This is a genomic window from Telluria sp. AIW5 (assembly GCF_056680575.1).
The window spans coordinates 4,294,796-4,316,546 of the sequence record NZ_CM155289.1 but is presented as its reverse complement, the minus strand read 5'-3'; the positions used below and the strand labels follow the sequence as shown (position 1 = coordinate 4,316,546).

Sequence of the window (21,751 nt, the reverse complement as noted above, 5' to 3'; positions counted from 1 at the left end):
GGCGTTGCACCGTCTCGCCGTACTAGCGTACTGTCTTCGCGGTCCGCCGGTGCGGCGCTGCGCCTTGCCCTGACGGCTTTGTTTGACGCCCTGAAATGAAGCTGTTTATTCGCCCACGCTGCCGGTCACCGGCAGCACGATGCCCGTGATATAGCTCGAGCAGGCATTCGAGGCCAGGAACACATAGGCCGGCGACAGTTCTTCCGGCTGGGCGGCGCGCCCGTAGGTCGTGCTCTCGCCGAAGTGGACGATCTTGTCCGGCGCCTGGTCGGCGGGATTCAATGGCGTCCAGACCGGGCCCGGGGCCACGCAGTTGACGCGGATGCCCTTGTCGAGCAGGTTCGCCGCGAGCGACATCGTGAAGGCGTGGATCGCGCCTTTGGTCGACGAGTAGTCGAGCAGGAGCTTGGAGCCCTTCAGGCCCGTCACCGAACCGGTATTCACGATCGCCGCGCCACGCTTCAGGTAGGGCAGGGCGGCCTTGGCCATGTGGAAGTAGCCGTAAATGTTGGTCCGCATCGTTTCGTCGAAGCGCTCTTCGGTGATGTCCATCAGCGAGTTCGCATGTTCCTGGAAGGCGGCGTTATTCACCAGCACGTCCAGGCGGCCCCACTGGCCGACGATGGTATCGACTGCCTGCTGGCAGAAGTCCATGTCCTTGACGTCGCCGGCAATCGTCACGCAACGCCGGCCCTCGGCCTCGATGCAGCGCTGGGTCTCGGCCGCGTCTTCGTGTTCGTTCAGGTAGAGGATGGCGACGTCGGCGCCTTCGCGCGCGAACAGCACGGCGACCGCGCGCCCGATGCCGGAGTCGCCGCCGGTGACGATCGCCACCAGCCCCTCGAGCTTGCCGCTGCCCTTATAGTGCTCGGCCATGAAACGCGGCTTGACGTCCATCTGCGCTTCCAGGCCCGGCTTGGCCAGGTGCTGCGCAGGCATCGGCGGGACCGGCTGCTCGGCGCCGAACTGCGCGGGCATCTGGCCCTCGTCCTGATCGCCACTGCCGCCGCTGGCATCGATCTGGTCCTGGCGGTTCTGGATTGCCTTCTGGTGGTTCGCTACATCGTCCTGGTTGGCCATCGCGTGATTCCTTTCGTCTGCATGTTCGAAACCCGCCCAGTATCGGCCCGCCGAACACGGCGCGACGGTGCGCTCCCACACACAGGACGCCACTTCGGCTGCGGTTCGCCTGTCCTGCGGACGCCATTTATGTCAAAATTCGCATCGTTATGTAACAAATATGCATGCCAAGGAGAAAACCATGCCACAACAGGTCGCGCCGGAAGGCCCTCGTACCGGGTTGTTCGTCAATCCGGCAGCCGGGCGCCGCGGCGATTTCGAGGCCGCCTGCGGCGGGGAGTTCGGCGCGCTGACGCTGGTCGACGGCGCCGATACCGCCCTGGCGCTGCCCGGTTTCGCGGCCTGCGACCTGCTCGTCATCGATCTCGACCATTTCGATCCGGAGCTCGACCATGCGGGTCTCGCGCGCCTGGTCGCGGCGCGCGCCGGCGCCCCGACCTTTGTCCTGTGCCCGTTCGCGAACACGCGCTGGCTGCCGGCCCTGATGGCTTGCGGCCCGATCGACTATGCGATCGCGCCCCTCGGCGACGACGCGCTGCGTGAAGCGATCCGCACCTGCCTGGCCAGCACATCGGCGCCACCGGCCGAGCCCAGCCCGCGCGAACGCGAGCTCGATGCCTTGCAGGAGCTGCGCGCGCGCGTGCGCCAGGCGCTGGCCGAGGGCGAAGAACTCGATGCGCTGGCCGAGCGCCTGTGCCAGGCGCTGTGCGGCTGGCCTGGCGTGATGCATGCGGCGCTGTTCTACCTGCAGCCGGGCGGCGACCTGCAGCTGCAGGCCCAGGTTGGGGAGCGCAACCTGAACCTGGCCAGGGTGCTGGGACGCGCCGACCGCCTGCTGCAGTCGCCGCTGCGGCACGCTTTCCCGGGCCTGCTGGCGGCGGCCGCGAACACCATCGCGCTGCTCGACGACCTCGACAAGTCCGGCGAGCCGCAGCTGGCCGAGGCCTTGCGCGAGCACGGCGCCGGGATGGCGCTGGCGCTGCCGATTCCCTCGAGCGGCCCCGGCGCGCCGCGCGGTTCGCTGTGCCTGCTGTTTCGCCAGCCGCGCCGCTTTTCGCGCGACGAACTCGATGCGCTGGCCGAGCTGGCCGACCTGGCCGCCGTCGGCCTGCGCCTGGCGGACCTGAACCGCGAGAGCGAGGAAATGCTGGTGCGCGTGACGCACCTGTCGACGCTCGACGCGCTCACCAGCGTCGCCAACCGGCGCCATGGCGAGACCCTGCTCGAGCAGGAAATCAAGCGCGCGCGCCGCTATAAAGTGCCGCTGGCGCTGATCGCCTTCGACATCGACCGCTTCAAGGGCGTGAACGACCGCTATGGCCATCCGGTCGGCGACATGGTGCTGCGCGCCGTGGCCGAAGCCGCGCAAAAACTCGTGCGCGCCAGCGACGTGCTGGTGCGGGCGGGCGGCGAGGAATTCCAGGTGATCGCGCCGCATACGAGCGCGATCGACGGCCTGAAAATGGCCGAGAAGCTGCGCACGGCGATCGAGGGCACGGCAATGCCCGGGGTCGACCAGGTGACGATCAGCCTCGGCGTGGCGCAGCTGGGGGAGCACGAGAGTGCGGATTCGCTGACCGTGCGCGTGAATGCGGCACTGGGACGGGCGAAGCGGGCGGGGCGCAATTGCGTGGAATTGGCGATGGGTTAGGGTGAATGAACGCCAGTGGGGCTGTTGCCTGATGCGTTAGCGCTACCTATGATCCGCATGGACTCGGGAGTCCATCCTACGGATTGCGCCGTTGGCTCGTCCCTGCGGTTCTCGACGGCAAAGGCCCGCGGCGTTTGCTGTCGGCTGGCTTGGGATCTCGATGGCTGCGGACTGCGGCGTTTTCCGTAGGATGGGCACTTGTGCCCATGCGGATCGTGCATACCCATGACCCCACAGGCAACAGCCCTATTGTCACCGGCATGCCGCTCGGAATCGCGGCCACCACGCCCCCGCCGTGCTACCCTTGCGCCTTTTGAAACGGACGAGCAATGCTGCACTGGTTGAGGCACTACCGGCGCGCCATGCTGCCTGGCGACATCAGCGCCGGCGTCGTGGTGGCGATGATGATGATCCCGCAAGGCATGGCCTACGCCCTGGTGGCCGGTTTGCCGCCGGTCGTCGGCATCTACGCCAGCATCGTGCCGCCCGCGCTGTATGCCCTGTTCGGCACCAGCAACACCCAGTCGGTCGGGCCGATGGCGATCATCTCGCTGATGACGGCCTCCAGCCTGGCCCCGCTCGCCGCCAGCGGCACCCCGCTGTACGCGACCCTGGCCGCCCAGCTGGCCCTGCTGTCCGGCGCCGTCCTGCTGGCCTGCGGCCTGCTGCGCATCGGCTTCATCGCCAATTTCTTCTCGCGCCCGGTGATGAGCGGCTTTACGATCGGCTCCTCGATCGTCATCGCCCTCGGCCAGTTGCCGGCGCTGCTCGGCGCCGAGCTGCCGTCGCTGCACCTGCCGAGCGCCGTCCTTGGCCTGGCCTCCCTGCTGCTCCTGCTGCTGGCGAAAAGCCTGCTCGCGCCGCTGCTGCGGCGTTTGGGTTTGAGTGCTTCCTTGGCCGACATTGGCGCCAAACTCGCGCCGATGGTGGTGGTGCTGGGCGCGACCGCGCTGGTGCCGCTGCTGGGCCTGGAAGCGCTCGGGGTGCGCACCACGGGCGCGGTGCCCGCCGGGCTGCCGATGTTCACGTTCGCGATCTCCAACGCGCACTGGCAGGCGCTGCTGCAGCCGGCGCTGCTGATCGGCTTCATGGTCTTCCTGATCAGCATGTCCGGGGCCCAGACCCTGGCCCTCAAACGCGCCGAAAAACTGCACAGCAACCATGAACTGATCGGCCTCGGCGCGGCCAACCTCGGCAGCGCCCTGACCGGCGGCTTTCCCGTCACCGGCAGCATTTCGCGCTCGGCCGTGAATTTCGCGGCCGGCGCCAACACCCAGCTCGCCAGCCTGATCACCGCCAGCCTGCTCGCGCTGGCCCTGGTCGCGCCGACCGGCTGGCTGGCGCTGCTGCCGCTGCCGACCCTGGCCGCGACCATCATCGTGGCCGTGCTCGGCATGCTCGACACCACCACCTTGCGCACCGCCTGGCGTTACGACCGGGCCGATGCCGCCGCGCTGGTGGCGACCGCCGCCGGCGTGCTGGCGCTGGGCGTCGAGGCCGGCGTGGTGGTGGGCGTCGCCTTGTCGATGGGGGCGCTGATCTGGCGCGCCAGCCGGCCCCACATCGCGGTGCTGGGACGCATTCCGGGCACCGAGCACTTCCGCAATATCGAACGCCACAGCGCGGACACCGCCCACGGCCTGCTCTTGCTGCGCGTCGACGCCCAGCTCTTCTTCGGCAACGCGGAGGCGGTCAACGAACGCATCGAGGACGAACTGGCGGCCCATCCCGCCACGCGCCACCTGGTGCTGGTGCTGTCGGCCGTGAATGCGATCGATACCTCGGCCCTGTTTGCGCTCGCCGAGCTGAACAGCATGCTGCGCGGACGCGGCATCGGCCTGCACCTGGCCGAGGTGAAAGGGCCGGTGATGGACCGCCTGAAACACAGCGAGCTGCTAAGCGCGCTGAACGGCAAGCTGTTCCTGAGCACGGCGATGGCCTGGGACGAATTGTCTGCCGGCGCGCCGATGGACTGAAATACGGACTGGGTTATGCACTGAGCATTGAGGTAGCGCAAAGCCTATGGCAGGATGGGTGGACAACCAAGGCCAAGGAGGCTGCGATGGATCGCCTGATGACGTTCGCGTGCATGGTGCTGGCTACGCTACTCTGGATCGTCGGGCTCAACGGCGGCCCGCTCCTGGTCTTCCTCGCCGCCGCGCTGGCCGAGCTGATGGTCCAGCGCCGCATGCCGGCGCGCGGCGCCGTCTGAGGCGGCTGCGCCATGGACTCGCCTTCTGCTCCCCGGCACGGCGCCGGAACCTGCACACGACAATTCCTTTCCCATCCGCTTTCCCGCGGCGGCGCGTTGCTGGCGCTGGCGGCGGCCGCTTTGCCGGCCGCGCAGGCGGTCGATTTCAAGACGAGTGGACGCCTGAGCTTCGGCTCCGTGCTGCGGCTCGAAGATCGCGATCCGCAACTGCTCACCGGCGTCAATGCCGCGGCGATTGGCCTGCAAGGCTACGGCAGCGGCGGCAATGCCGACGACGCCAACATGAATTATGCGCGCGGCGACGCGGTCTCCACCGCGCTGAAGGCTTACCTGGACGTGAACGCGCGCGAAGGCGCCTGGTCGGCACTGGTGCGCATCAAGGCCTGGCACGACCTGGCGCTGGCCGACCGCAAGCGGCCCTGGGGTAACGTCGCCAACGGCTATGCGGTCGATGCGCCCCTGGGCGATGCCGGCGCGCCGCGGCTGTCGCGTTTTTCCGGCGTGGCGCTGGGCGACGCGTGGCTCCAGTACGCCACGCAGGGCGGGCCGGATTCGCTGCGCTACACGGCCCGCCTCGGGCGGCAGAGCCTGGGCTGGGGCGAGCGTCCCGGCATGGCGGGTACCCCGGGCGGCCTGGAAGCCCTGGATGCAAGGGACTTGCCGGCACTGCACCGGGCAGGGGCTGTGCCGCAGGAGATGCGCGTGCCGGCTGCCATGCTGTCCGGCCGCATCGACCTGAACCCGGCCATCGGCGTCGAGGCGTACTACCAGCCGCGCCATACCCCGACCGCGATCGACATGTGCGGCACCCTGTGGTCGCTGAGCGACTACCTGACGCAGGGCTGCGACTTCGTGATGTCGGGCCAGCCGGCGGTCAACGACCGCGCAAGGATCCCGCTCGGGGCGACGATGAAGCGCCTGCCCACGCCCGCGGTCGACAAGGGCGAATACGGCCTGGGCCTCACCTGGAAGCCGGCGCAGTCGGGGCCGGGCCTCGACCTCGGCCTCTATCACGCACGCTACAACGCGCGCACTGCGCTGCCGAGCCTGCGCCGCAGCACCCGGGTCGGGGGGGCGCCCCTGGTCGCGGGCGACCCGGACGGGCGCAACATGGCCTATTTCACCGAGTACGTGGAAAACCTGGCGATCACGGCGCTCACCTTCGCCCACAAGCGCGAGCGCACCACCTTCTACGGCGAAGCCTCCTACCGGCCGCGCGTGCCCTTCATGCTGGCGCCGGGTGACGTGCTGCCGCCTTTCCTCAACGCGAACGTACCGGCCCTGCTGCGCGCGAGCGCCAACGCGGTGCCGCCGGGCGGCCTGTTCCACGGTTATGACCTGTACGCCATGTCGCAGCTGCAGCTCGGGGCAGGGCGGGAATGGCAGGCCGGGAAAGCCATCCTGGCGGCGAGCGCGGAAATCGTCGGCAAGCACGTGTCCGGCCTGCCCGACCAGGCAGTGAGGCGGTATGGCCGCGCCGACATCTTCGGCGTCGGGACGGTGAATGGCGCGTGTAATGTCACCACCGGCAATCCCGAACGCCAGTGCAGCCTGCGCGGCTATGCCACGACGAACAGCTACGGCTACCGCCTGCGTTTCGAGGCCCGCATGGCGGCGCTGGCCGAGGGGCTGGCGGGCAGCGCCAGCATCACGTTTGCGCACGACCTGAAAGGCTGGGCCGGCGACTTCCTGCTCAACGAAGGCCGCAAGACGGCCAACCTGGCGCTGCGCTTCGAATACCGCCGGCGCTACCTGCTCGAGCTGTCCTGGCTACCGAACTGGGGCGGCGACTACAACCAGGTCGCCGACCGCGACCTCGCCGCGCTCGCCGTCGGGGTGCGCTTTTAGAAGGAACCCGGTGCGCCCCGGTACGGCAGCGTGTGCGTAGGCACGGGCCGACGCAGCAATGCGGGATCAGGCCTTGCGGCGATCCGGGCCGATGTGGGGCGGGGCCAGCTTGATCGGGGCCGCGTCCTGTGGATTCAGGGCATGGCGGTCCTGGTAGACGGCGGCGATCGCCGCCATGTCGGCCTTCTGGTCGCCGCTGAGGCGCACGATGTCGACCACGCCCAATTCCTTTTTCTTGTAGTCGATGTACACCAGCACCAGCGGCACCCTGGCGGCCATCGCGAGATGGTAAAAGCCGCTCTTCCAGTGCGGGCGGTAGCTGCGCGTGCCTTCCGGGGTAATGGCCACCCAGCACCACGGTTCGCCCAGCATGCGTTCGGCGAGCAGGCGCGTCGCACCCATGGGGGCGCGCCGGTCGACGGGCACGCCGCCCCAGTAGCGCATCACCGGGCCCAGCGGACCCTTGAACAGCGAATCCTTGGCCAGCCAGCTGAAGGGCAGGCCAAGCGCCCACTTGCCGAGCAGGCCGATCAGGAAATCCCAGTTCGAGGTGTGCGGGTAGACGACGGCAATGCCGTGCGGGCCGGGCAGGGGCCGGTAATGCAGGTTCCAGCCGATCATGTTCAGCAGGCGCAAGGAGGCGCGCTGGCCCCAGGTGGGCAGGGCCGCAGGATGCATCAGGGTGTCGCTCATCGTTTCTCCGTCGTGCGCCATCGGGCGGCCGTCTTGTTCTGGGTATGCTGGCTACTGCTCGCGCAAGGAAGCAATACCTTGCGGAAAAGCGACGGATTTTATAGCGCTAGGGCAAGAGCGACAAGCAAAAAAACTGGTCTGTTGCAAGGCCGGGCCGTATCATGGCGCCTTGTTCGTCATTTTGATCATCATGGACATCACGATCTACCACAACCCACATTGCAGTAACTCGCGCAATACGCTGGCGGCGATCCGCGAGGCCGGCCTCGAGCCGCGCATTGTCGACTACCTTGCCACGCCGCCCGCGCGCGAGGAACTGGTGCGCATGCTGGCAGCGGCCGGCTTGCGCGCGCGCGATGCGATCCGCAGCAAGGAAAGCCTGTACACCGAACTCGGCCTGGGTGCCGAGGGCGTGGACGACGATGTCCTGATCGATGCGATGCTGGCGCATCCGGTGCTGATGAACCGGCCTTTCGTGGTCACGCCCAAGGGTGTGCGCCTGTGCCGGCCGCCGGAAACGGTGCGGGAAATCCTGTAGGGCGTTTCCCCGCCAGGCCGGGGCCGCGGCTAGCGCGTCGCGTCCGCCTCCTGGATGGACTGCAACTCCGCGTCCGGCACCTGCTCGTGCTGGAAGGCGCCGATATCGAAACCGGTGGCCGTGCTGCGCGGCTTGCCCTCGAAGTCGGGTTCCGCCGCATCGACCGCGATCCCGCGCCCGATCGCGGGCGAGCGGCTGCTGAGGCGGAAATCCGGCGTGCCGGTGCGGCTGTACTCGACGAAGCCCGGTTCGGCCGCGACCGTTCCGACATGCCTGCGGCCGGGCGCCAGGCGCCAGTCGCTCGCCTCGTTCTGGAATACCAGGTTGTTCACAAAACGGTTGTCGGGACCGGTGGCGCCCTCCTCGAGGATGCCGCGCTTGTTGTCGAAGACGATATTGTTGGCGACAACTGTATTGTCGTTCGGCCCCTTCGTGTAATAGAAGTCGCCGCCGCCGACGACGATCCCCGATCCGGAGGAGGACACGGTGTTGCCCGTGATGTCGACATGCTCGGCGTCGTGCCAGAGGTGGATGCCGGCACCGGATACCCGGTAGATGACGTTGCTGCGGATGCGCGCCTGGGTGCCGACATAGATGCCGTGGTGGTAGCGGCAATCGGCCGGCCCGATGTCGTGCACGTTGTTGCCGACGACATCGACCTGTTTGCCCTTGTAATAGCTGTCCACGCCGATGCCCGAGCCGCCGGTCGGCTCGCATGCGAGGTCGACGGCGATGTGGTGCACGTGGTTGTGGCGGATGCTGTTGTACGCGCCGCCGTTGTAGATGCCGCTGAGCCATTTGGTGCCGCTCTGGTACTGGAAGCCGTCGATCTCGAAACCGATGATGTCGACGTGGCTGCCGCGGTTGTCCCAGGCGCTGGTGGTACGCGAGTCGAGCGGCGGGACGATTCTCGCGCCCCAGCGCTCGGACGAGACGAAGATGATGCGTGCCTCGGCGCTGCCGCTGACATTGGTGCGAAAGCCGCCCGTGTACTGGCCTGGCGCCACGTACACCGTGGTGCCCGCCGTGACGACCTGGGCCGCGCGTGCGATCGTGCGGAAAGGCTCGGCCTGGGTGCCGGGATTGGCGTCCGACCCGCCCGGCGCGACAAACAGGTTGGTGCGCACGACTTCCGGAATGACCTGCTGTTCGGAGGACCCTTCGCGCAGGCGGCAGCCATTGAGCACGAGCACCAGCACGATGGCGCAGAACACGGCTGTGAGCAGCGGGTTGGCGGCCCGCGTCAGGGACAAGAGCAAGGGCAAGGAACCGGACATGGCGAGACCTCGTGGGCGGCGGACACCAGTGCAGTGTCACCCGGCCCGAACGTCACCCGGCCCGGTTTGCTCAAGTTTGCCTTTGAGCGCACGCAACGCGTGTCGCGCAAGCCCATGCATGGGTCAGCGTGGGCCGGGCAGCCTCATTTGCCGTTCACGACCTGGGGCATATAGGCCGCGAGGAATTCGGGCGGCATGCGCCGCGGCCGGCCGCCGCTGATGTCGATGCAGACCAGGTCCCAGCGCCCGCGCAGCACGGTCGCCCCGTCGCTGGCGCGTACCAGCTGGAAGCGGCGTTCCATGGAGAGCTTGCCGTCGCCGCCGACGAGCCAGGTTGCCAAAGTGAGTGCCTCGCCCAGCAGCGTGGGCAGGATGTAATCGTATTCGCCGCGCCGGATCGCCATCGCGCGGTCGAGGCGCCGGTAATCCTCGATGCCGAGCCCGAGCGACTCGGAATGCGCCCAGCCGACCTGCTCGCACCAGCGCACGTAGACGGCATTGTTCGTGTGGTTCAGTCCATCGATATCCCCGGCGCCGGGGGCGAGGGAAAGCAAGTAGGGTTGCGGGTAATCCCAGGTCAATTCAGGTCCTTCTCGGGCACGGTGCGTGGCGCCGGCGGCAATGACGGCTGCGGCGTCGGCAAAACCTCATTCTAGCCGGAGGGCGGGCTCGCCGTCGCGTCGGCTTGCCGCTCGCGTTTTGCCGGCCCGCTGACTGCCGCCCTGCCGGCGGCTACCCGGGGGCGTCATCGAGTTCGAGCACAAGGGGCTGGTGCGCCGACCCGGTATCGAGGCCATCCACGCGCAGCCGCCGCACCCGTGCCGCGAGGTCGGCCGTGACAAAGGCGTAATCGAAGGTGAACGGCATCCGGGCGCCCGGCGCCTCGTTGTGCAGGCCGACCGTCGGCGCGTGGCGCTCGTCCGGATGCGCCAGTTGCCAGGCGTCGCACAGGCCGGGCATGCGGGCGTCGGAGGGCGCGAGCAGGCGCGCGTATTCCGGCGAGCCGGGCAGCATGTTGAAGTCGCCGAGCAGGATGGCCGGCGCCGCGCGCGGCAGGGCGGCAAACGGGCCGCCGCCGGGCAGGCCGGGCGCAGGGTGGCGTACGTGGCCCAGGGCCTCGCAGTGCAGCTCGCGCAGGCGTCCGACCTGGGCCATGCGCTGCGGCAGCGAGAAATACTCGAGGTGCACCGACAGCACGCGCAGCACGCCGCCGGGCGCGGCCAGCGTCACCTCGAGCACGCCGCGCGGCATCGAGGGCTGGTCCGGATCGGCCGGCCAGGGCAGCGAGTGGCGGAGCACCTGCAGCATGGGATAGCGCGAGCAGATCACGCTGCCGAGCCGCTCGTGTGCGCCCTCGCGCGAGAACCTGTCGAGCGGCGCCAGCGCGGCAAACTGGTGGCCGGGCAGCTGCGCCGCCAGCGCCGTGAACCAGTCGCCCCTGGCCGTGCCGTCGGGGTCGCTGAAGCCGGCGGCGACTTCCTGCAGGCAGAGTACATGGGCATCGGCGAAGCGGTCGAGCGCGGCCACGATGCGGCCCGGATCGAGGCCGTCGGCACGCGTGCGGGCCGACTGGATATTCCAGGTGACGAAGCTGGGCATGGCGCTCCTTTCAACGATCCGCCAAGGCTAAGGCGCGCCTGCCTGCGCAGTCTGATCCAGGTCAGCCGTGCGCGCCGAACCGATTCGGCTCCCGGCGCATCCAATCCTGAAGGTGAAGCCCCGAGGGTGCTGCCCTGAAGGCAAGGCGCCATGAAAGCGCGCGGGAACGGCGCGCGCAGCCTTGCCGTTACCGGCTGCGTCTAATGGCGGGTCCAGCTGACGCCGGTCGGGCAGGTCGTTTTGCTGGCGCCATGGCCGTCGGCCACGCCGAAGCCGGTGGCGAGGCCGCCGACGCTGCCGCTGCGGTAACAGCTGACCCGGTCGCCGACGGTCTTGCGGTAGACGATGACGCCGTCAGCCTCCGTATAGCTGTCGAGCGTGACGGTGTTGGGGCCGCCCGTACGTGCGGCCGCGACGGCCTCGGCGAAGCGTTCCCATTTGCGGTCGGGTTCGGCCGTGATGACGCTGGCGCCCTTGCGCAGCGCGCGGTCGACCCGCCCCGCCATCGCCTTCGCGCTGGCGAGCAGGTCGCCGGGCAGGGCAGCAGGCGTCGGGTCTTGCGGGACACTGGCGGTGGCGGGGGCGGGGGCGGACGACGGCGGGGACACGTCGGGCGCTTGCGCGACGGGGGGCGTAACGACAGTGGGCGAAGCAGGCGGGCCCATCCGCGCCGGCAAGCGCACCCGCGTGGAAGGCGGCGGCGGCGCCGGTTTCGGCAGGGCCAAGGGTTGCAGCAGCACGAAGGCCGACGCGGGCGGCGGCGGGTCGCGCGCCATATCGCCGCGCGCGCCGCTGAACCAGGCCAGCACCAGCAGCAGGTGCAGGCCCAGCGTCAGCGCGAGCGGCGTCCACGGCCGCGCGCCCTGGTAGGTCGCAACGCCGCCGCGCTGCACGGCTTACTTCGGCGCCGTCATGGCCTGCTTGATGCTCACGCAGCGCTGGTCTTCCTGCTGGGCGTCGAGCAGGGCGCGGCGGGTGCCGGCCGACAGCTCCTTCATCGTGGCCGCGGCCTGGCTCAGCCGCTGGACGCTGGCAGGGGTGCAGCCGGTCGGAATCAGCGCTCCGGCATACGAACGCATGTACACCGGACCGGCTGCCTTGTCGATCGCCGGCAGCTGCGCCAGGCGGCGGGCAGCGGTCTGTTCGGCCAGCGATTTTTGCTCGGTCGGATACAGGCTGTGCATCGCCGTGCGGATCTTCGAGAACGGCAGCGCCGTCTTGAGGTTTTCGACCGTGCCCAGCCACTCGGCCTTGACTTGCGGGTCCGGACGCACGACGGTGGCGGCGAGTGCCGCGGCCTGGCCACTGTCCGACTTGTCGCGCGCGGCTTCCTGCTCGACCAGGGCGGCGGCGCCCGCGTGGTTGTAGCGGTTCAGGCGGGCGATGATGGCCCAGCGCAGGTCCTGGTTGATCGCCAGGCCATCGACGCTCACGCTGCCGGCCAGGATGCCGGCCAGGCGGTCGAGGGCGGCCGGCGTGCTGGCCAGGCCCAGGTAAGTGTTGAACCAGCGGCGCTGGAAGTTGTCGTTACCCTTGTTCGCCAGCGTGCCTTTCCAGGCCATGTCTTCCAGCGCGGCGCGGGTCTGCTGCGCCCAGCGAGACTGCAGGCCCATCGCGTCGAGGTAGTGCGCTGCCATGCCGACCTTGCCCAGCACGTCGCCCAGCAGGGTGTAATCCTTTTCCTGGGGCGCGTTGGCCAGGGCCGTCTTGATGAATTCGTTCAGCGGCAGCTTGCCGTCACGCACGCCGTCCCACAGACTCTGCCACAGCATCGTGCGCAGCAGCGCGTCGTCCACTTTCGACAGGCTGGCGCGCGCGGTCTCGAACGAGCGCTTGTCGAGCTGCACCTTCACGAAACCCCAGTCTTCGTAGTTCGGGTACACCAGGTCCGGGCAAGCCGCGCCGTTCAGGGCGGGCACGTTGGTCGTGGCGCCGGCATAGGTCACCGGCACGTTTTGCAGCGCCACCAGCTTGTCGCCCTCGACCTTGAAGGTCGCGACCTGCACGCGTTGTTCGCGCAGCGTCGGCAGCGCCTTGCTGGGCGCTGTCTGGTGCAGCGTGAAATTCCTGATCTTGCCGCCACTGCAGGTGAAGTTGGCGGCGATCGTGTTCACGCCCGGCTCGTACAGCCACTCCTTGGTCCAGCCCGACAGGTCGCGGCCCGCGGCTTCGCCCAGGCTGCCGATGAAGTCGTCGAGTTTCGCGTTCTGGAAGGAATACTTGACCAGGTAGTTGTGCACGCCCTTGCGGAACACGTCGGCGCCCAGCAGGTGGCGCAGCTGCATCAGGGTCGAGGCGCCCTTCGAATAGGTGATCGCATCGATGTTGTCGAAGGCGTTCGCGGTCGACGGCACCGGCACCTCGATTGGGTGGGTGTTCGACTTCTGGTCCTGCGCGTAGGCGGCCTGCTTGCCGGTCGAGTAGAAGTGCTGCCAGGCGTCCTTGAACTCGGTCGCCTCGGCCGTTGCCAGCGTGCCCATGAAGGACGCAAAACTTTCGTTCAGCCACAGGCCGTTCCACCATTTCATCGTGACGAGGTCGCCGAACCACTGGTGCGCCATCTCGTGCATGATCACCGAGGCCAGCGACTGGCGCTGGGCATCGGTCATGGCCGCCTTGTGCAGGAAGCCGCCCTCGGCGAAGGTGATCGCGCCGGCATTTTCCATCGCGCCGTAGAGGAAGTCGGGCACCAGCAGCTGGTCGTATTTCTCGAACTGGTAGTCGACGCCGAAGTAGCCGTCGAAGAAGGCCAGGCCGGCCTTCGTGTAGCGGAACCAGTCTTCGGGCGCGACTTGCGAGGCCACCGACTGGCGCGCCAGCAGGCGCATCGGGTATTTGCCGCTCTTGTCTTCCCAGACTTTATACGGGCCCGCGTGCAGCGAGAAGTTGTACGGGCTCAGTTTTTTCGACTTCGGGAAGATCCAGCGCCTGGCTGTGCCGGCGTCCTCGATGCGCGTCTCGCGCGTGGTCGAGACGACCTGCCAGTCGGCGGGCGCGGTCGTCGTGACCTGGTAAGTCGCCTTGAGGTCGGGCTGGTCGAAGACGGCGAACATCTGGTGCGCGGCGGCCGGCTCGAAATGCGAATAAGTGTAGACCCGGTTATCGACTGGGTCGACCATGCGGTGCAGGCCTTCGCCGTTCGTGCTGTGCAGGCGATCGTAGGCGATGACGACGGTGTTGCGGCCCTTCGCCAGGTCGGCGGCCGCGATCGTGACGAACCAGTTGTTGTACTGGGTTTGCACCTGCTTGCCGTTGACGGTCACCGATTTCACGGTCGCCTTGTCGAGGTCGATCGTCAGCGGCGATCCGTTGTCATTCAGGTCGAAGCTGGCGGTGGTGACGCCGCTGAAGGATTCCTTGCCGGTCAGCGTGAATTCGAGGGCGTAATCGACGTTCGACACGCGCGCCGAACGGGCGGCGGCATCCTGCTGGGAAAGGAAAGCGTTCTCGGCACGGGGAGTGGATGCGGCGGCCTGTGCGCTGCTGAAGGAAAATGCGGATGCGGCAAAAGCGGTCGCGACGGCGAGCGTCATCGCGCGTGGTGCAAAGATAGTCAAGATGTGTCCCTGTTATTGTGTGTGCACCGCCAACCGGCGCACCTTGCGAATCGCGCAAGAATAGCATGAGCGCAAGGGCAATTACAGGGGAAAACGCCGCCGCCGGGAGACATGCATATTCCGTACATATGCTGTCAATACGGGCGCCGTTCGGCGCGGAGAATAAACAGAGCTGGGGTCAGGTCTGACATTCGGACTCCCGCCTTGGCGCGACCTCTGCCTTACTCGGCTTGGTATCGTTGAGGCCGTGTCTAAATGTCAGACCTGACCCCGGATTTTCATGACGTCGATCAGGCTTGTTGCAAGGCCGCGTAATCCGTATAGCCTTCGGCGCCGCTACCGTAGATCACTTCCGGACGCAGCGGATTCAAAGGCGCACCTTGCTGCAGGCGCTGCGGCAGGTCGGGGTTGGCGATGAACCACAAGCCGAAGGCGATGGCGTCGGCGTTGCCGGCCGTCAGCAGGCGCTCGGCGGTCTCGACCGTCATCTTTTCGTTGGCAATGAAGGCGCCGCCGAATTCCTTCTTCAGCAGTGGACCCAGGCTGTCCTCGCCCACGGCTTCGCGCGCGAAGATGAACGCGATGCCGCGCTTGCCCAGTTCGCGTGCGACATGGCCAAAGGTCGCGACCGGGTCCGAATCGCCCATGTCGTGCGCATCGCGGCGCGGCGCCAGGTGCATGCCGACGCGGTCGGCGCCCCAGACGGCGATGCAGGCATCGGCCACTTCGAGCATCAGGCGCGCGCGGTTCTCGATCGAGCCGCCGTAGGCATCCGTACGCTGGTTGGTGCTGTCTTGCAGGAACTGGTCGAGCAGGTAGCCGTTGGCGCCGTGGATCTCGACGCCGTCGAAGCCGGCTTTCTTCGCGTTCTCGGCGCCCTTGCGGTAGGCCGCGACGATGCCCGCGAGCTCATCGGTTTCGAGCGCGCGCGGCGTGGCGTATTCGCGCTTCGGGCGCACCAGGCTCACCGTGCCGGCCGGCTTGACCGCGCTGGCGGATACCGGGGCGGCGCCGTCGAGGAAGACCGGGTCCGAAATGCGCCCGACGTGCCACAGCTGCATGACGATGCGGCCGCCGACCGCGTGCACGGCCTCGGTGATCTGCTTCCAGCCCGCCACTTGTTCGTCGGACCAGATGCCGGGCGTGTCCGCATAGCCGACGCCCATCGGCGTGACCGAGGTCGCTTCCGACAGGATCAGGCCGGCGCTGGCGCGCTGCACGTAGTATTCGGCCATCAGGGCGTTCGGCACGCGGTCCGGGCCGATGGCGCGGGCGCGGGTCAGCGGCGCCATGATGATGCGGTTCGGCAGCTCGAAGGCGCCAATCTTGATCGGGTCAAATAAAGTGGTCATTCTCATTCCTCATGCGTGTCAGTCGGGGCATCTTACGGGATGCACCGGATTCCTGCCGGGGCCGCCGCGTTTTGGCCGCCGAGGCAGGCTGGACCGGGCGCGGTGCTATACTGCGGGCCAATTTTTGTCAGCCGGGCAAGTCCCGCGGGAGCGAGTAATGAGCTGGATTTACCTGGTGGTGGCGGGACTGCTGGAAGTGGCCTGGGCGGTCGGCCTGAAGTACACGGAAGGCTTTACGAAGCCGGTCCCGACTGTCCTGACGCTGCTGGCCATGGCGCTCAGCGTCGGCATGCTGGGCCTGGCCCTGCGCCACCTGCCGCTCGGCACGGCGTACGCCGTCTGGACCGGCATCGGCACCATCGGCACGGCCGTGTTCGGCATGATGATGCTGGGCGAGCCCGCCGGCGCGCTGCGCATCGGCTCGATCGGCCTGATCGCGCTCGGAATCGCGGGCCTGAAGCTGTTGACGCCGGCCTGAGTCGAGGCAGGCGAAAACAAGAACTGGGGTCAGGTCTGACATTCGGACACGACCTCTGCCTTACGCGGCCGGCTATCGTTGAGCCCGTGTCTAAATGTCAGACCTGACCCCAGCCGTTCGCGTCAGAAACGGTAGCTGACGCCGACGCGGATCACGGGGTACAGCTTGAAGTCTTTCACTTCTTCGCCCAGCTTGACGTTTTCGGCAGCCACGTCGCTGACGAGTTGCGAGCACACGATCGCCACTGCCGTGCAATTGTTCGAGGCCAGCTGGGTTTTTGGCGTGCCCTGGAACATGACGCCCAGGTCCATGCCGAAGGCGAAGCCTGCTTCCCTGACGGCGTTGCCCCAGCCAATGCCGAGGTAAGGCGCGGCCTTGCGGAAGTCGATCTTGCTGCTCAGGTCACCGACGGCGGCGGTGCTATAGACCACCCTGTTGATCGTGTAGGTGCCGTCGTTCGGCTTGGCGCGCGCATCGATCTTGTTGCCGTTGTAGACGACGCCGCCGGTGACGCGGAACACGCCGTCGAAGGGGTGGTAGTCGAGCAGGGCATCGACCGTTTTCAGCTTCAGCTTGAAATCGTAGTCCATGTCCGAGGTGTTGCCGTCGTACGAATAGCTCGCGACGTTCAGGCCGATGCGTGCGTTCAGCTGCCGGGTCAGCGGGGTGGCGACATGCAGGCCGAGGCCGGTGGTGCCGAGCGCAAACGTCGTGGCGATCTCGCGCGCCTGGACGGTTCCGGCCGCTGTCAGGGCGATCAGCAGGGTCGAGACAAGTGTCGTTACTTTCATCTGAATTCCAAATAGCCACGGAGGGCGGTGAGTGCGGGAGTTGCCGTACTGCAACCAAGAGCCGCCATCATATTGTTCCGTATTGGAGCAGGCAAGCGCTATCGCCGCCGCGAAGTTGATCTGTTGCGGTGCGGTAACAGCGCGCGCCGACGGATCCGCGGGTCGGCAGATGGCAGGGGAATCCGTGGGGACTGGAGGCAGGCGGGGAGACGTAGCCGAGTCGTCCGGCAAACGGCAGGAGCCGGCGCAGCAGCTGCGCCCGGCTCGACAAACGTGATGGTGGAAGGCGCCGGCCAGGCCTGGGCCACCGGCCCGATCGATCAGCGGTAGAACGCCTCGACCTTGCCCTTCAGTTTGATCAGCATCGGCTTGCCCTTGCGATCGAGGGTCTTGCCGGCGGCGACCTTGATCCAGCCTTCGCTCAGGCAATATTCTTCGACGTCGTGGCGGTCCTTGTCGTTGAAGCGGATGCCGATGTCGTTCTGGAAGACGTCGCGGTTGTGGAAAGGGCTGCTCGGGTCGATCGAGAGGCGGTCTGGGAGTGGGGGGAGGGTGGCGGTATCAGTCATGGGGCGAATTATCCACTAGAACGCGGGCGGGGACAACGGCGCGAATAAGAACTGCTAGTAGTGAGAAGAAACATGGCGTACGAACGATGTCACGCGCCAAGTTCTTCTCTGTAGAGTTGCTCAATTAAGCCACAACATGCTTCTGAAGCAAGAAAAAAGTTGCTGTTGATTTAATGGTGCAGTTAAGTCGGCTCATCGTCGAGGACGTACAACGTGTCTAGCACTTGCGCGACGAACAGATTTTTACTCGAACCTTTCGTTTTTTTGGCGTTGGTACGCGGTGTCCTTACGTCGTTCATCGTAATTTCCAGCCAGCAATTCTGCCTTAGCTGACTTAGCAAAGACTTGGAACTCTTCGTCAAACATATTGAGTACCTCGTCAAGAGCTGTCGAGTTAACTTCAATAACGGCCGCGCTTGAACCAGCCCAAGAGTGAGGTAATAAACGCCTAATAATACCGACGAGCGCATTCTTCGGTAAGGGGGAGTGCTTCAATATTGACCGTGCTTGTGCCGTCAACTGCATTCGCCCACGCTCTCCTGCTGGCTCAACTACAGGCACAATCGTGAGTGCGAAATCGTAACGCAACGAGGAATCTATGTTGCACCAGGAAATCAGATCGTCCGGCGCTAGTGCTCTGCCCGGATGATCGCTCTCATATTCCACATCGTTCATCATTTGCACAGCGTTAGCGCGACCCTCGTCATCAGTATCGTAAAGCGCCGAAAGTAGTGAATGAGGCTGCAACTGCGACATCACTAGAAGAGTCTCGTCACGCGATCCATGGTATGAAGCATCCGTATCTTTGCTGGCATAAATTTTTTGAACCAAAACTTTTATTAGCGCTTCGGTGTCTGGTTCGTTACGCTCTAAAGCGTATGTTGCCAAGTCGGCAGTGCCGATGTCCAGCGGGTCCGTGTATTCTCGAAAATCTGCATAACTTAGGACGGTGCGGCATAAATCTCCAAAGTCTAGATCGCAGCTCGACCGGCGCTCTCGGACCATCGCGATCCATGTGAGAATTACGTCTACGGCTACCGCAAATCCTTTAGGCTCCATTGCGACTTTCGTTATTACCTCGGCAGCGTCTACGAGTATCGATGGCCCTGATTTTGGAACATTGTAAAGGTGACGATACTGTTCTAGTGGAATGGATTTTTTATCGTGCAAATTTAAAAGCCGCGCAATTCCTGAAGTGTCCCATCCAATTGTACTTGTTAGTGCGGGTAATGCTGAGATTAGCGTGCTATTGCCTAGGATATCATCAAGCCATTGTTCGGTAACCAGTTCACCACGATCGATCATTGAGCTGACATAGCCCTGTAGAAACGTCGGATTTAGTTCGCTCGGCGGAACAGTGGCCCAAGCTTCAGTAAGAATCTTCCATGTCTTGACTGGGTCGGCTGCTGAGGCGCCTACTCCGCGACCAAACGTGTAGGCGTAAGGCCCAAAACGCAAAAGTATGATTGCCAGGTTTTCGATAGCGTCAGGTTGCGCTCCAACTTTTCTACCAAGTTGTTCGCTTATCTTGTCAAGCCGCTCCATTTGAGCAGTATATGTTTCTGGACGTAGCTTATCCCGCGAACTTAATGTCGTCGATAACGAAATTTCGAGTACTTCGTTAACCACGCCCGTGGGGCCGAATTTTTCTATTAGCGATCGCAGTTGTGCTTCAGCAGTTTCATCAGCCTCGAATCGATGCAACGCTCGATAGCAAGCAGCCCAACCCTCCTGCCAAATTTTGCCTGATCCGCACTCAACCATGTATGCGACGAGATCTTCGCGTAAATCAGGGAGCGTCCAAAGTGCCGCAAAGCTCTCAGCCAGCTGTGCGCAGACGAATGAAGCCTGCGTCCCTGCCTCATTTTGAAAGTTTTTGGTTGCTTCCAAACTTTTCCGATACCAGCTAACGTATTCGATATCGGTTAGCTGACGAGGGCGCCGAATCAGCGGGTGCAGGGTATGTGTTGAAGGCCTTGTCCTTGATGACTCAGTCGAGAGCGCTTGTCCAAGAGCCATTTCCGATAGATCTTTTAAAGTACGATCTTCGCTGTTGCGCCATCGAAGAATATGCATGAGCCGCATTTCGGTGGGAGCGCTTGTTTGTGGATCAGTGGCTTGATAGAACGACAACAAGACTTTACGAACGCGGCTAGATAGAGCCTCATTTTTACTGATCAAAGCTACTTCAAGCAAGGAAATACACCGATCAAATAGGTCTTGGTTTATCGCGAGTAGTTGTATTAGTGATAGTAAATCGAAGGTTTTTGGGTCACGTAGGTCATTCTCTTTTGCCGCCCGCTCGATTGCAGATAACACTTGGTTCGGCACAACCAGAGCCACGTCTTCCAACGCCTTGATTTCGTCAGTCCCTAATTTATATATCTCCGAGAATTTCCCGCCAGGCTGGACTAAGGATGTGCAAATTTGAATGGCGACGGGATGGTCATTCAAATATGCGAGGCGCCGCGTTAAAGAGCATAGTAAGCGCGAATTACTATTTTCGGTAACCTGTTGATATATCCGACTTGCAGGGATTTCCTGCAACGCTCTTCTTGCTAGATGGTTGGCGAGAGCATGTGGGAGCACTGCAGCCCAGTGGTCACGCTCTTGAATTAGCTCGCGACGTCTCATCTCAGCAATATGTTTTAGTAGCTCGTCTGCGTCTTGCTTGACGAGACTGCCGAGCCGCGCTAGCTCTGACGTTCCCCGGTCGATGGCAGGACCGCTGATATCAAAGGAGTATATAAGAGAGAGAACTTGCGCGGCCTGTAGAAGAGAGCGGTCTTTTTCATGCCGCTGCCAAAACAGTCGGTCAAATAGTTCAGCGCTGCTTAGGCTCGTTAGATTATCAGAGGCACGAACCGTCCCCGCAATTGCTAACGCAATTCTCGCATTGCCGTCTGCCGCGTTAGCAATAATCTCAACGTCTGTCTTAGCTAGGCTTGGATGTCGGCGTTGGACTAGCTCCTCTATTAACTTAATTGACGCCGCGTTAATCGTAACGATCGCTGTTTCTTCGGGTAAATCTTCGCGCACATCATACTCAACGGTGATAATGCTGAGGCGGCTATTCGGATGCGCACACGTTCTCGCTAACGCTGCATGCAAGTCGCTGCCGCAATTATCGACAATTAGGACCGCTTGTTGGCGTTGTGCAATCAGCGAACTTGCGAGCGTAACGGGTTGCGGAGTTGGGTTTAAATTTAAGTCCGTATAAACGGCCGATGATGTCGGGAGTGCTTGCTGGCCGATTTGCGGCTCAAAGAGCGCTTCAATAAACCGAGTTTTACCTACGCCCGATAACCCAACCACCCTGACGGCCTGCCCAGGACGGTTCAGCAATTCGCGGAGACGCGATATCGCCTCAGCAGCGGTATATTGGGCGGCCCCGCGACTTCCTATGCTGACAATCAGGCGATTGTCGAGCAAATAAGGTCCTTTGTCATACCCTTGAGGATGACTCCATCGATCGAAGGAATGCCAGCCATGAATCTCTCGTCCGGCAACACTACGAACCCAAAGAATCAGACCAGGATGACTACGAACCCAAGTTGCAATACGTGTTCGGTCAAAAAAATCAGTATGTAAGTTCTGGCCGTCGCTGCAGTCTTTTAAGGCGTCACGCATTGCTTGGCGTCGCTCTTCTAGGCGTAGTTCGGCAGTCGTACCGGTTGAACTAACTATGATGTATGCGCCTCCGTCCTTTGCTAGGTCTTGGATGACTGACCGAAGCTTTCCCTTTGGCCGCATCTCATCAATAATGGCGGATGGTCCCATATCAGGCTTTTTAACTTGATAGCCTGTATGAGGCTTGGGGAGCCCCGGGCCACAATACCGTGCGTCAGAAGGTAACGCGGCGCGAACATCTAATCCGCCGTCTGCTGCTGTTTGATTGCCTCCCCAAGTTACGTGCAGTGACGAGTACCCATGAGCTTGGGCATCTGCCTCTACTAGGCGAGCGATAAGTTCACGAAGTTGTACATCGTCCAGTCGGAGTATGTCATCGGGTGAGATATCAAACATTAGTTAGCGGGTCTCCGCCTGTAGAAGTTGTTGACAGGGTTTGTCAAGATCGATTTATGCCTCTCAACGACACTCGTTGT

17 protein-coding genes are annotated in these 21,751 nt (G+C 64.3%); 6 read left to right on the top strand and 11 right to left on the bottom strand.

The window, feature by feature from the left end:
• Positions 1-105: 105 nt before the first annotated feature.
• Positions 106-1,080 carry an SDR family oxidoreductase gene (locus AC1MEM_RS19065; RefSeq protein WP_499473157.1) on the bottom strand — a complete coding sequence of 325 codons (975 nt, stop codon included), beginning with the start codon at positions 1,078-1,080 and terminating at the stop codon, positions 106-108.
• 181 nt (positions 1,081-1,261) lie between these two features.
• Here AC1MEM_RS19065 and AC1MEM_RS19060 point away from each other — a divergent pair, with 181 nt between their 5' ends.
• The 4 genes from AC1MEM_RS19060 to AC1MEM_RS19045 all read left to right on the top strand — a co-directional run bounded on the left by AC1MEM_RS19060 (position 1,262) and on the right by AC1MEM_RS19045 (position 6,791).
• Positions 1,262-2,731, top strand: a complete 1,470-nt coding sequence (locus AC1MEM_RS19060) for a GGDEF domain-containing protein (protein WP_499473155.1) — start codon at positions 1,262-1,264, stop codon at positions 2,729-2,731.
• A gap of 329 nt (positions 2,732-3,060) precedes the next feature.
• Positions 3,061-4,707 (top strand): SulP family inorganic anion transporter, encoded by a 1,647-nt coding sequence (locus AC1MEM_RS19055; protein WP_499473153.1) that lies wholly within the window; start codon positions 3,061-3,063, stop codon positions 4,705-4,707.
• A gap of 98 nt (positions 4,708-4,805) precedes the next feature.
• Positions 4,806-4,943, top strand: coding sequence for a hypothetical protein (locus tag AC1MEM_RS19050; protein WP_499473151.1), 138 nt, complete (start codon positions 4,806-4,808; stop codon positions 4,941-4,943).
• A gap of 12 nt (positions 4,944-4,955) precedes the next feature.
• Positions 4,956-6,791 carry a DUF1302 domain-containing protein gene (locus AC1MEM_RS19045; protein WP_499473150.1) on the top strand — a complete coding sequence of 612 codons (1,836 nt, stop codon included), beginning with the start codon at positions 4,956-4,958 and terminating at the stop codon, positions 6,789-6,791.
• 66 nt (positions 6,792-6,857) lie between these two features.
• On the opposite strand, the gene AC1MEM_RS19040 is transcribed toward AC1MEM_RS19045, so the two are convergent.
• A complete protein-coding gene (locus AC1MEM_RS19040; protein ID WP_499473148.1) occupies positions 6,858-7,484 on the bottom strand; it encodes a 1-acyl-sn-glycerol-3-phosphate acyltransferase in 627 nt (208 codons plus the stop codon).
• Between the two features lie 190 nt (positions 7,485-7,674).
• On the opposite strand from AC1MEM_RS19040, the gene arsC reads away from it, so the two are divergent.
• The gene (gene arsC / locus AC1MEM_RS19035) at positions 7,675-8,022 is read left to right on the top strand and encodes an arsenate reductase (glutaredoxin) (protein WP_499473146.1); all 348 of its coding nucleotides are present in this window, start codon (positions 7,675-7,677) and stop codon (positions 8,020-8,022) included.
• A gap of 29 nt (positions 8,023-8,051) precedes the next feature.
• On the opposite strand, the gene AC1MEM_RS19030 is transcribed toward arsC, so the two are convergent.
• The 6 genes from AC1MEM_RS19030 to AC1MEM_RS19005 form a co-directional block, all read right to left on the bottom strand.
• The gene (locus AC1MEM_RS19030; protein WP_499473144.1) at positions 8,052-9,299 is read right to left on the bottom strand and encodes a right-handed parallel beta-helix repeat-containing protein; all 1,248 of its coding nucleotides are present in this window, start codon (positions 9,297-9,299) and stop codon (positions 8,052-8,054) included.
• 143 nt (positions 9,300-9,442) lie between these two features.
• Positions 9,443-9,853 carry an acyl-CoA thioesterase gene (locus tag AC1MEM_RS19025; RefSeq protein WP_499473142.1) on the bottom strand — a complete coding sequence of 137 codons (411 nt, stop codon included), beginning with the start codon at positions 9,851-9,853 and terminating at the stop codon, positions 9,443-9,445.
• 178 nt (positions 9,854-10,031) lie between these two features.
• Positions 10,032-10,898, bottom strand: a complete 867-nt coding sequence (locus AC1MEM_RS19020; protein WP_499473140.1) for an endonuclease/exonuclease/phosphatase family protein — start codon at positions 10,896-10,898, stop codon at positions 10,032-10,034.
• Between the two features lie 200 nt (positions 10,899-11,098).
• Entirely contained in the window at positions 11,099-11,791 is a 693-nt protein-coding gene (locus AC1MEM_RS19015) for a hypothetical protein (protein ID WP_499473138.1), read from the bottom strand.
• Between the two features lie 3 nt (positions 11,792-11,794).
• A complete protein-coding gene (gene pepN, locus AC1MEM_RS19010) occupies positions 11,795-14,455 on the bottom strand; it encodes an aminopeptidase N (RefSeq protein WP_499473136.1) in 2,661 nt (886 codons plus the stop codon).
• Positions 14,456-14,745: 290 nt separating this feature from the next.
• A complete protein-coding gene (locus tag AC1MEM_RS19005; protein WP_499473134.1) occupies positions 14,746-15,807 on the bottom strand; it encodes an alkene reductase in 1,062 nt (353 codons plus the stop codon).
• 157 nt (positions 15,808-15,964) lie between these two features.
• Here AC1MEM_RS19005 and sugE point away from each other — a divergent pair, with 157 nt between their 5' ends.
• Positions 15,965-16,285, top strand: coding sequence for a quaternary ammonium compound efflux SMR transporter SugE (gene sugE, locus AC1MEM_RS19000; protein WP_499473132.1), 321 nt, complete (start codon positions 15,965-15,967; stop codon positions 16,283-16,285).
• A 122-nt stretch (positions 16,286-16,407) separates the two neighbouring features.
• Here sugE and AC1MEM_RS18995 read toward each other — a convergent pair whose 3' ends face one another.
• From AC1MEM_RS18995 to AC1MEM_RS18985, 3 genes are all read right to left on the bottom strand, one after another.
• Complete coding sequence (locus AC1MEM_RS18995) at positions 16,408-17,076, bottom strand: hypothetical protein (RefSeq protein ID WP_499473130.1); 669 nt, start codon at positions 17,074-17,076, stop codon at positions 16,408-16,410.
• A gap of 320 nt (positions 17,077-17,396) precedes the next feature.
• Positions 17,397-17,645, bottom strand: coding sequence for a DUF3297 family protein (locus AC1MEM_RS18990; RefSeq protein ID WP_499473128.1), 249 nt, complete (start codon positions 17,643-17,645; stop codon positions 17,397-17,399).
• 243 nt (positions 17,646-17,888) lie between these two features.
• Complete coding sequence (locus tag AC1MEM_RS18985) at positions 17,889-21,671, bottom strand: hypothetical protein (RefSeq protein ID WP_499473126.1); 3,783 nt, start codon at positions 21,669-21,671, stop codon at positions 17,889-17,891.
• Positions 21,672-21,751 lie beyond the last annotated feature (80 nt).

Excerpts from the sequence above, each read along its gene's own strand:
- AC1MEM_RS18995 (WP_499473130.1), bottom strand. The coding sequence starts at position 17,076 with ATGAAAGTAACGACACTTGTCTCGACCCTGCTGATCGCCCTGACAGCG.
- AC1MEM_RS19055 (WP_499473153.1), top strand. The coding sequence starts at position 3,061 with ATGCTGCACTGGTTGAGGCACTACCGGCGCGCCATGCTGCCTGGCGAC.
- AC1MEM_RS19060 (WP_499473155.1), top strand. The coding sequence starts at position 1,262 with ATGCCACAACAGGTCGCGCCGGAAGGCCCTCGTACCGGGTTGTTCGTC.
- AC1MEM_RS19040 (WP_499473148.1), bottom strand. The coding sequence starts at position 7,484 with ATGAGCGACACCCTGATGCATCCTGCGGCCCTGCCCACCTGGGGCCAG.
- sugE (WP_499473132.1), top strand. The coding sequence starts at position 15,965 with ATGAGCTGGATTTACCTGGTGGTGGCGGGACTGCTGGAAGTGGCCTGG.
- AC1MEM_RS19005 (WP_499473134.1), bottom strand. The coding sequence starts at position 15,807 with ATGACCACTTTATTTGACCCGATCAAGATTGGCGCCTTCGAGCTGCCG.
- AC1MEM_RS19050 (WP_499473151.1), top strand. The coding sequence starts at position 4,806 with ATGACGTTCGCGTGCATGGTGCTGGCTACGCTACTCTGGATCGTCGGG.
- AC1MEM_RS19030 (WP_499473144.1), bottom strand. The coding sequence starts at position 9,299 with ATGTCCGGTTCCTTGCCCTTGCTCTTGTCCCTGACGCGGGCCGCCAAC.
- AC1MEM_RS18990 (WP_499473128.1), bottom strand. The coding sequence starts at position 17,645 with ATGACTGATACCGCCACCCTCCCCCCACTCCCAGACCGCCTCTCGATC.
- AC1MEM_RS19020 (WP_499473140.1), bottom strand. The coding sequence starts at position 10,898 with ATGCCCAGCTTCGTCACCTGGAATATCCAGTCGGCCCGCACGCGTGCC.
- AC1MEM_RS19065 (WP_499473157.1), bottom strand. The coding sequence starts at position 1,080 with ATGGCCAACCAGGACGATGTAGCGAACCACCAGAAGGCAATCCAGAAC.
- arsC (WP_499473146.1), top strand. The coding sequence starts at position 7,675 with ATGGACATCACGATCTACCACAACCCACATTGCAGTAACTCGCGCAAT.
- AC1MEM_RS18985 (WP_499473126.1), bottom strand. The coding sequence starts at position 21,671 with ATGTTTGATATCTCACCCGATGACATACTCCGACTGGACGATGTACAA.
- AC1MEM_RS19045 (WP_499473150.1), top strand. The coding sequence starts at position 4,956 with ATGGACTCGCCTTCTGCTCCCCGGCACGGCGCCGGAACCTGCACACGA.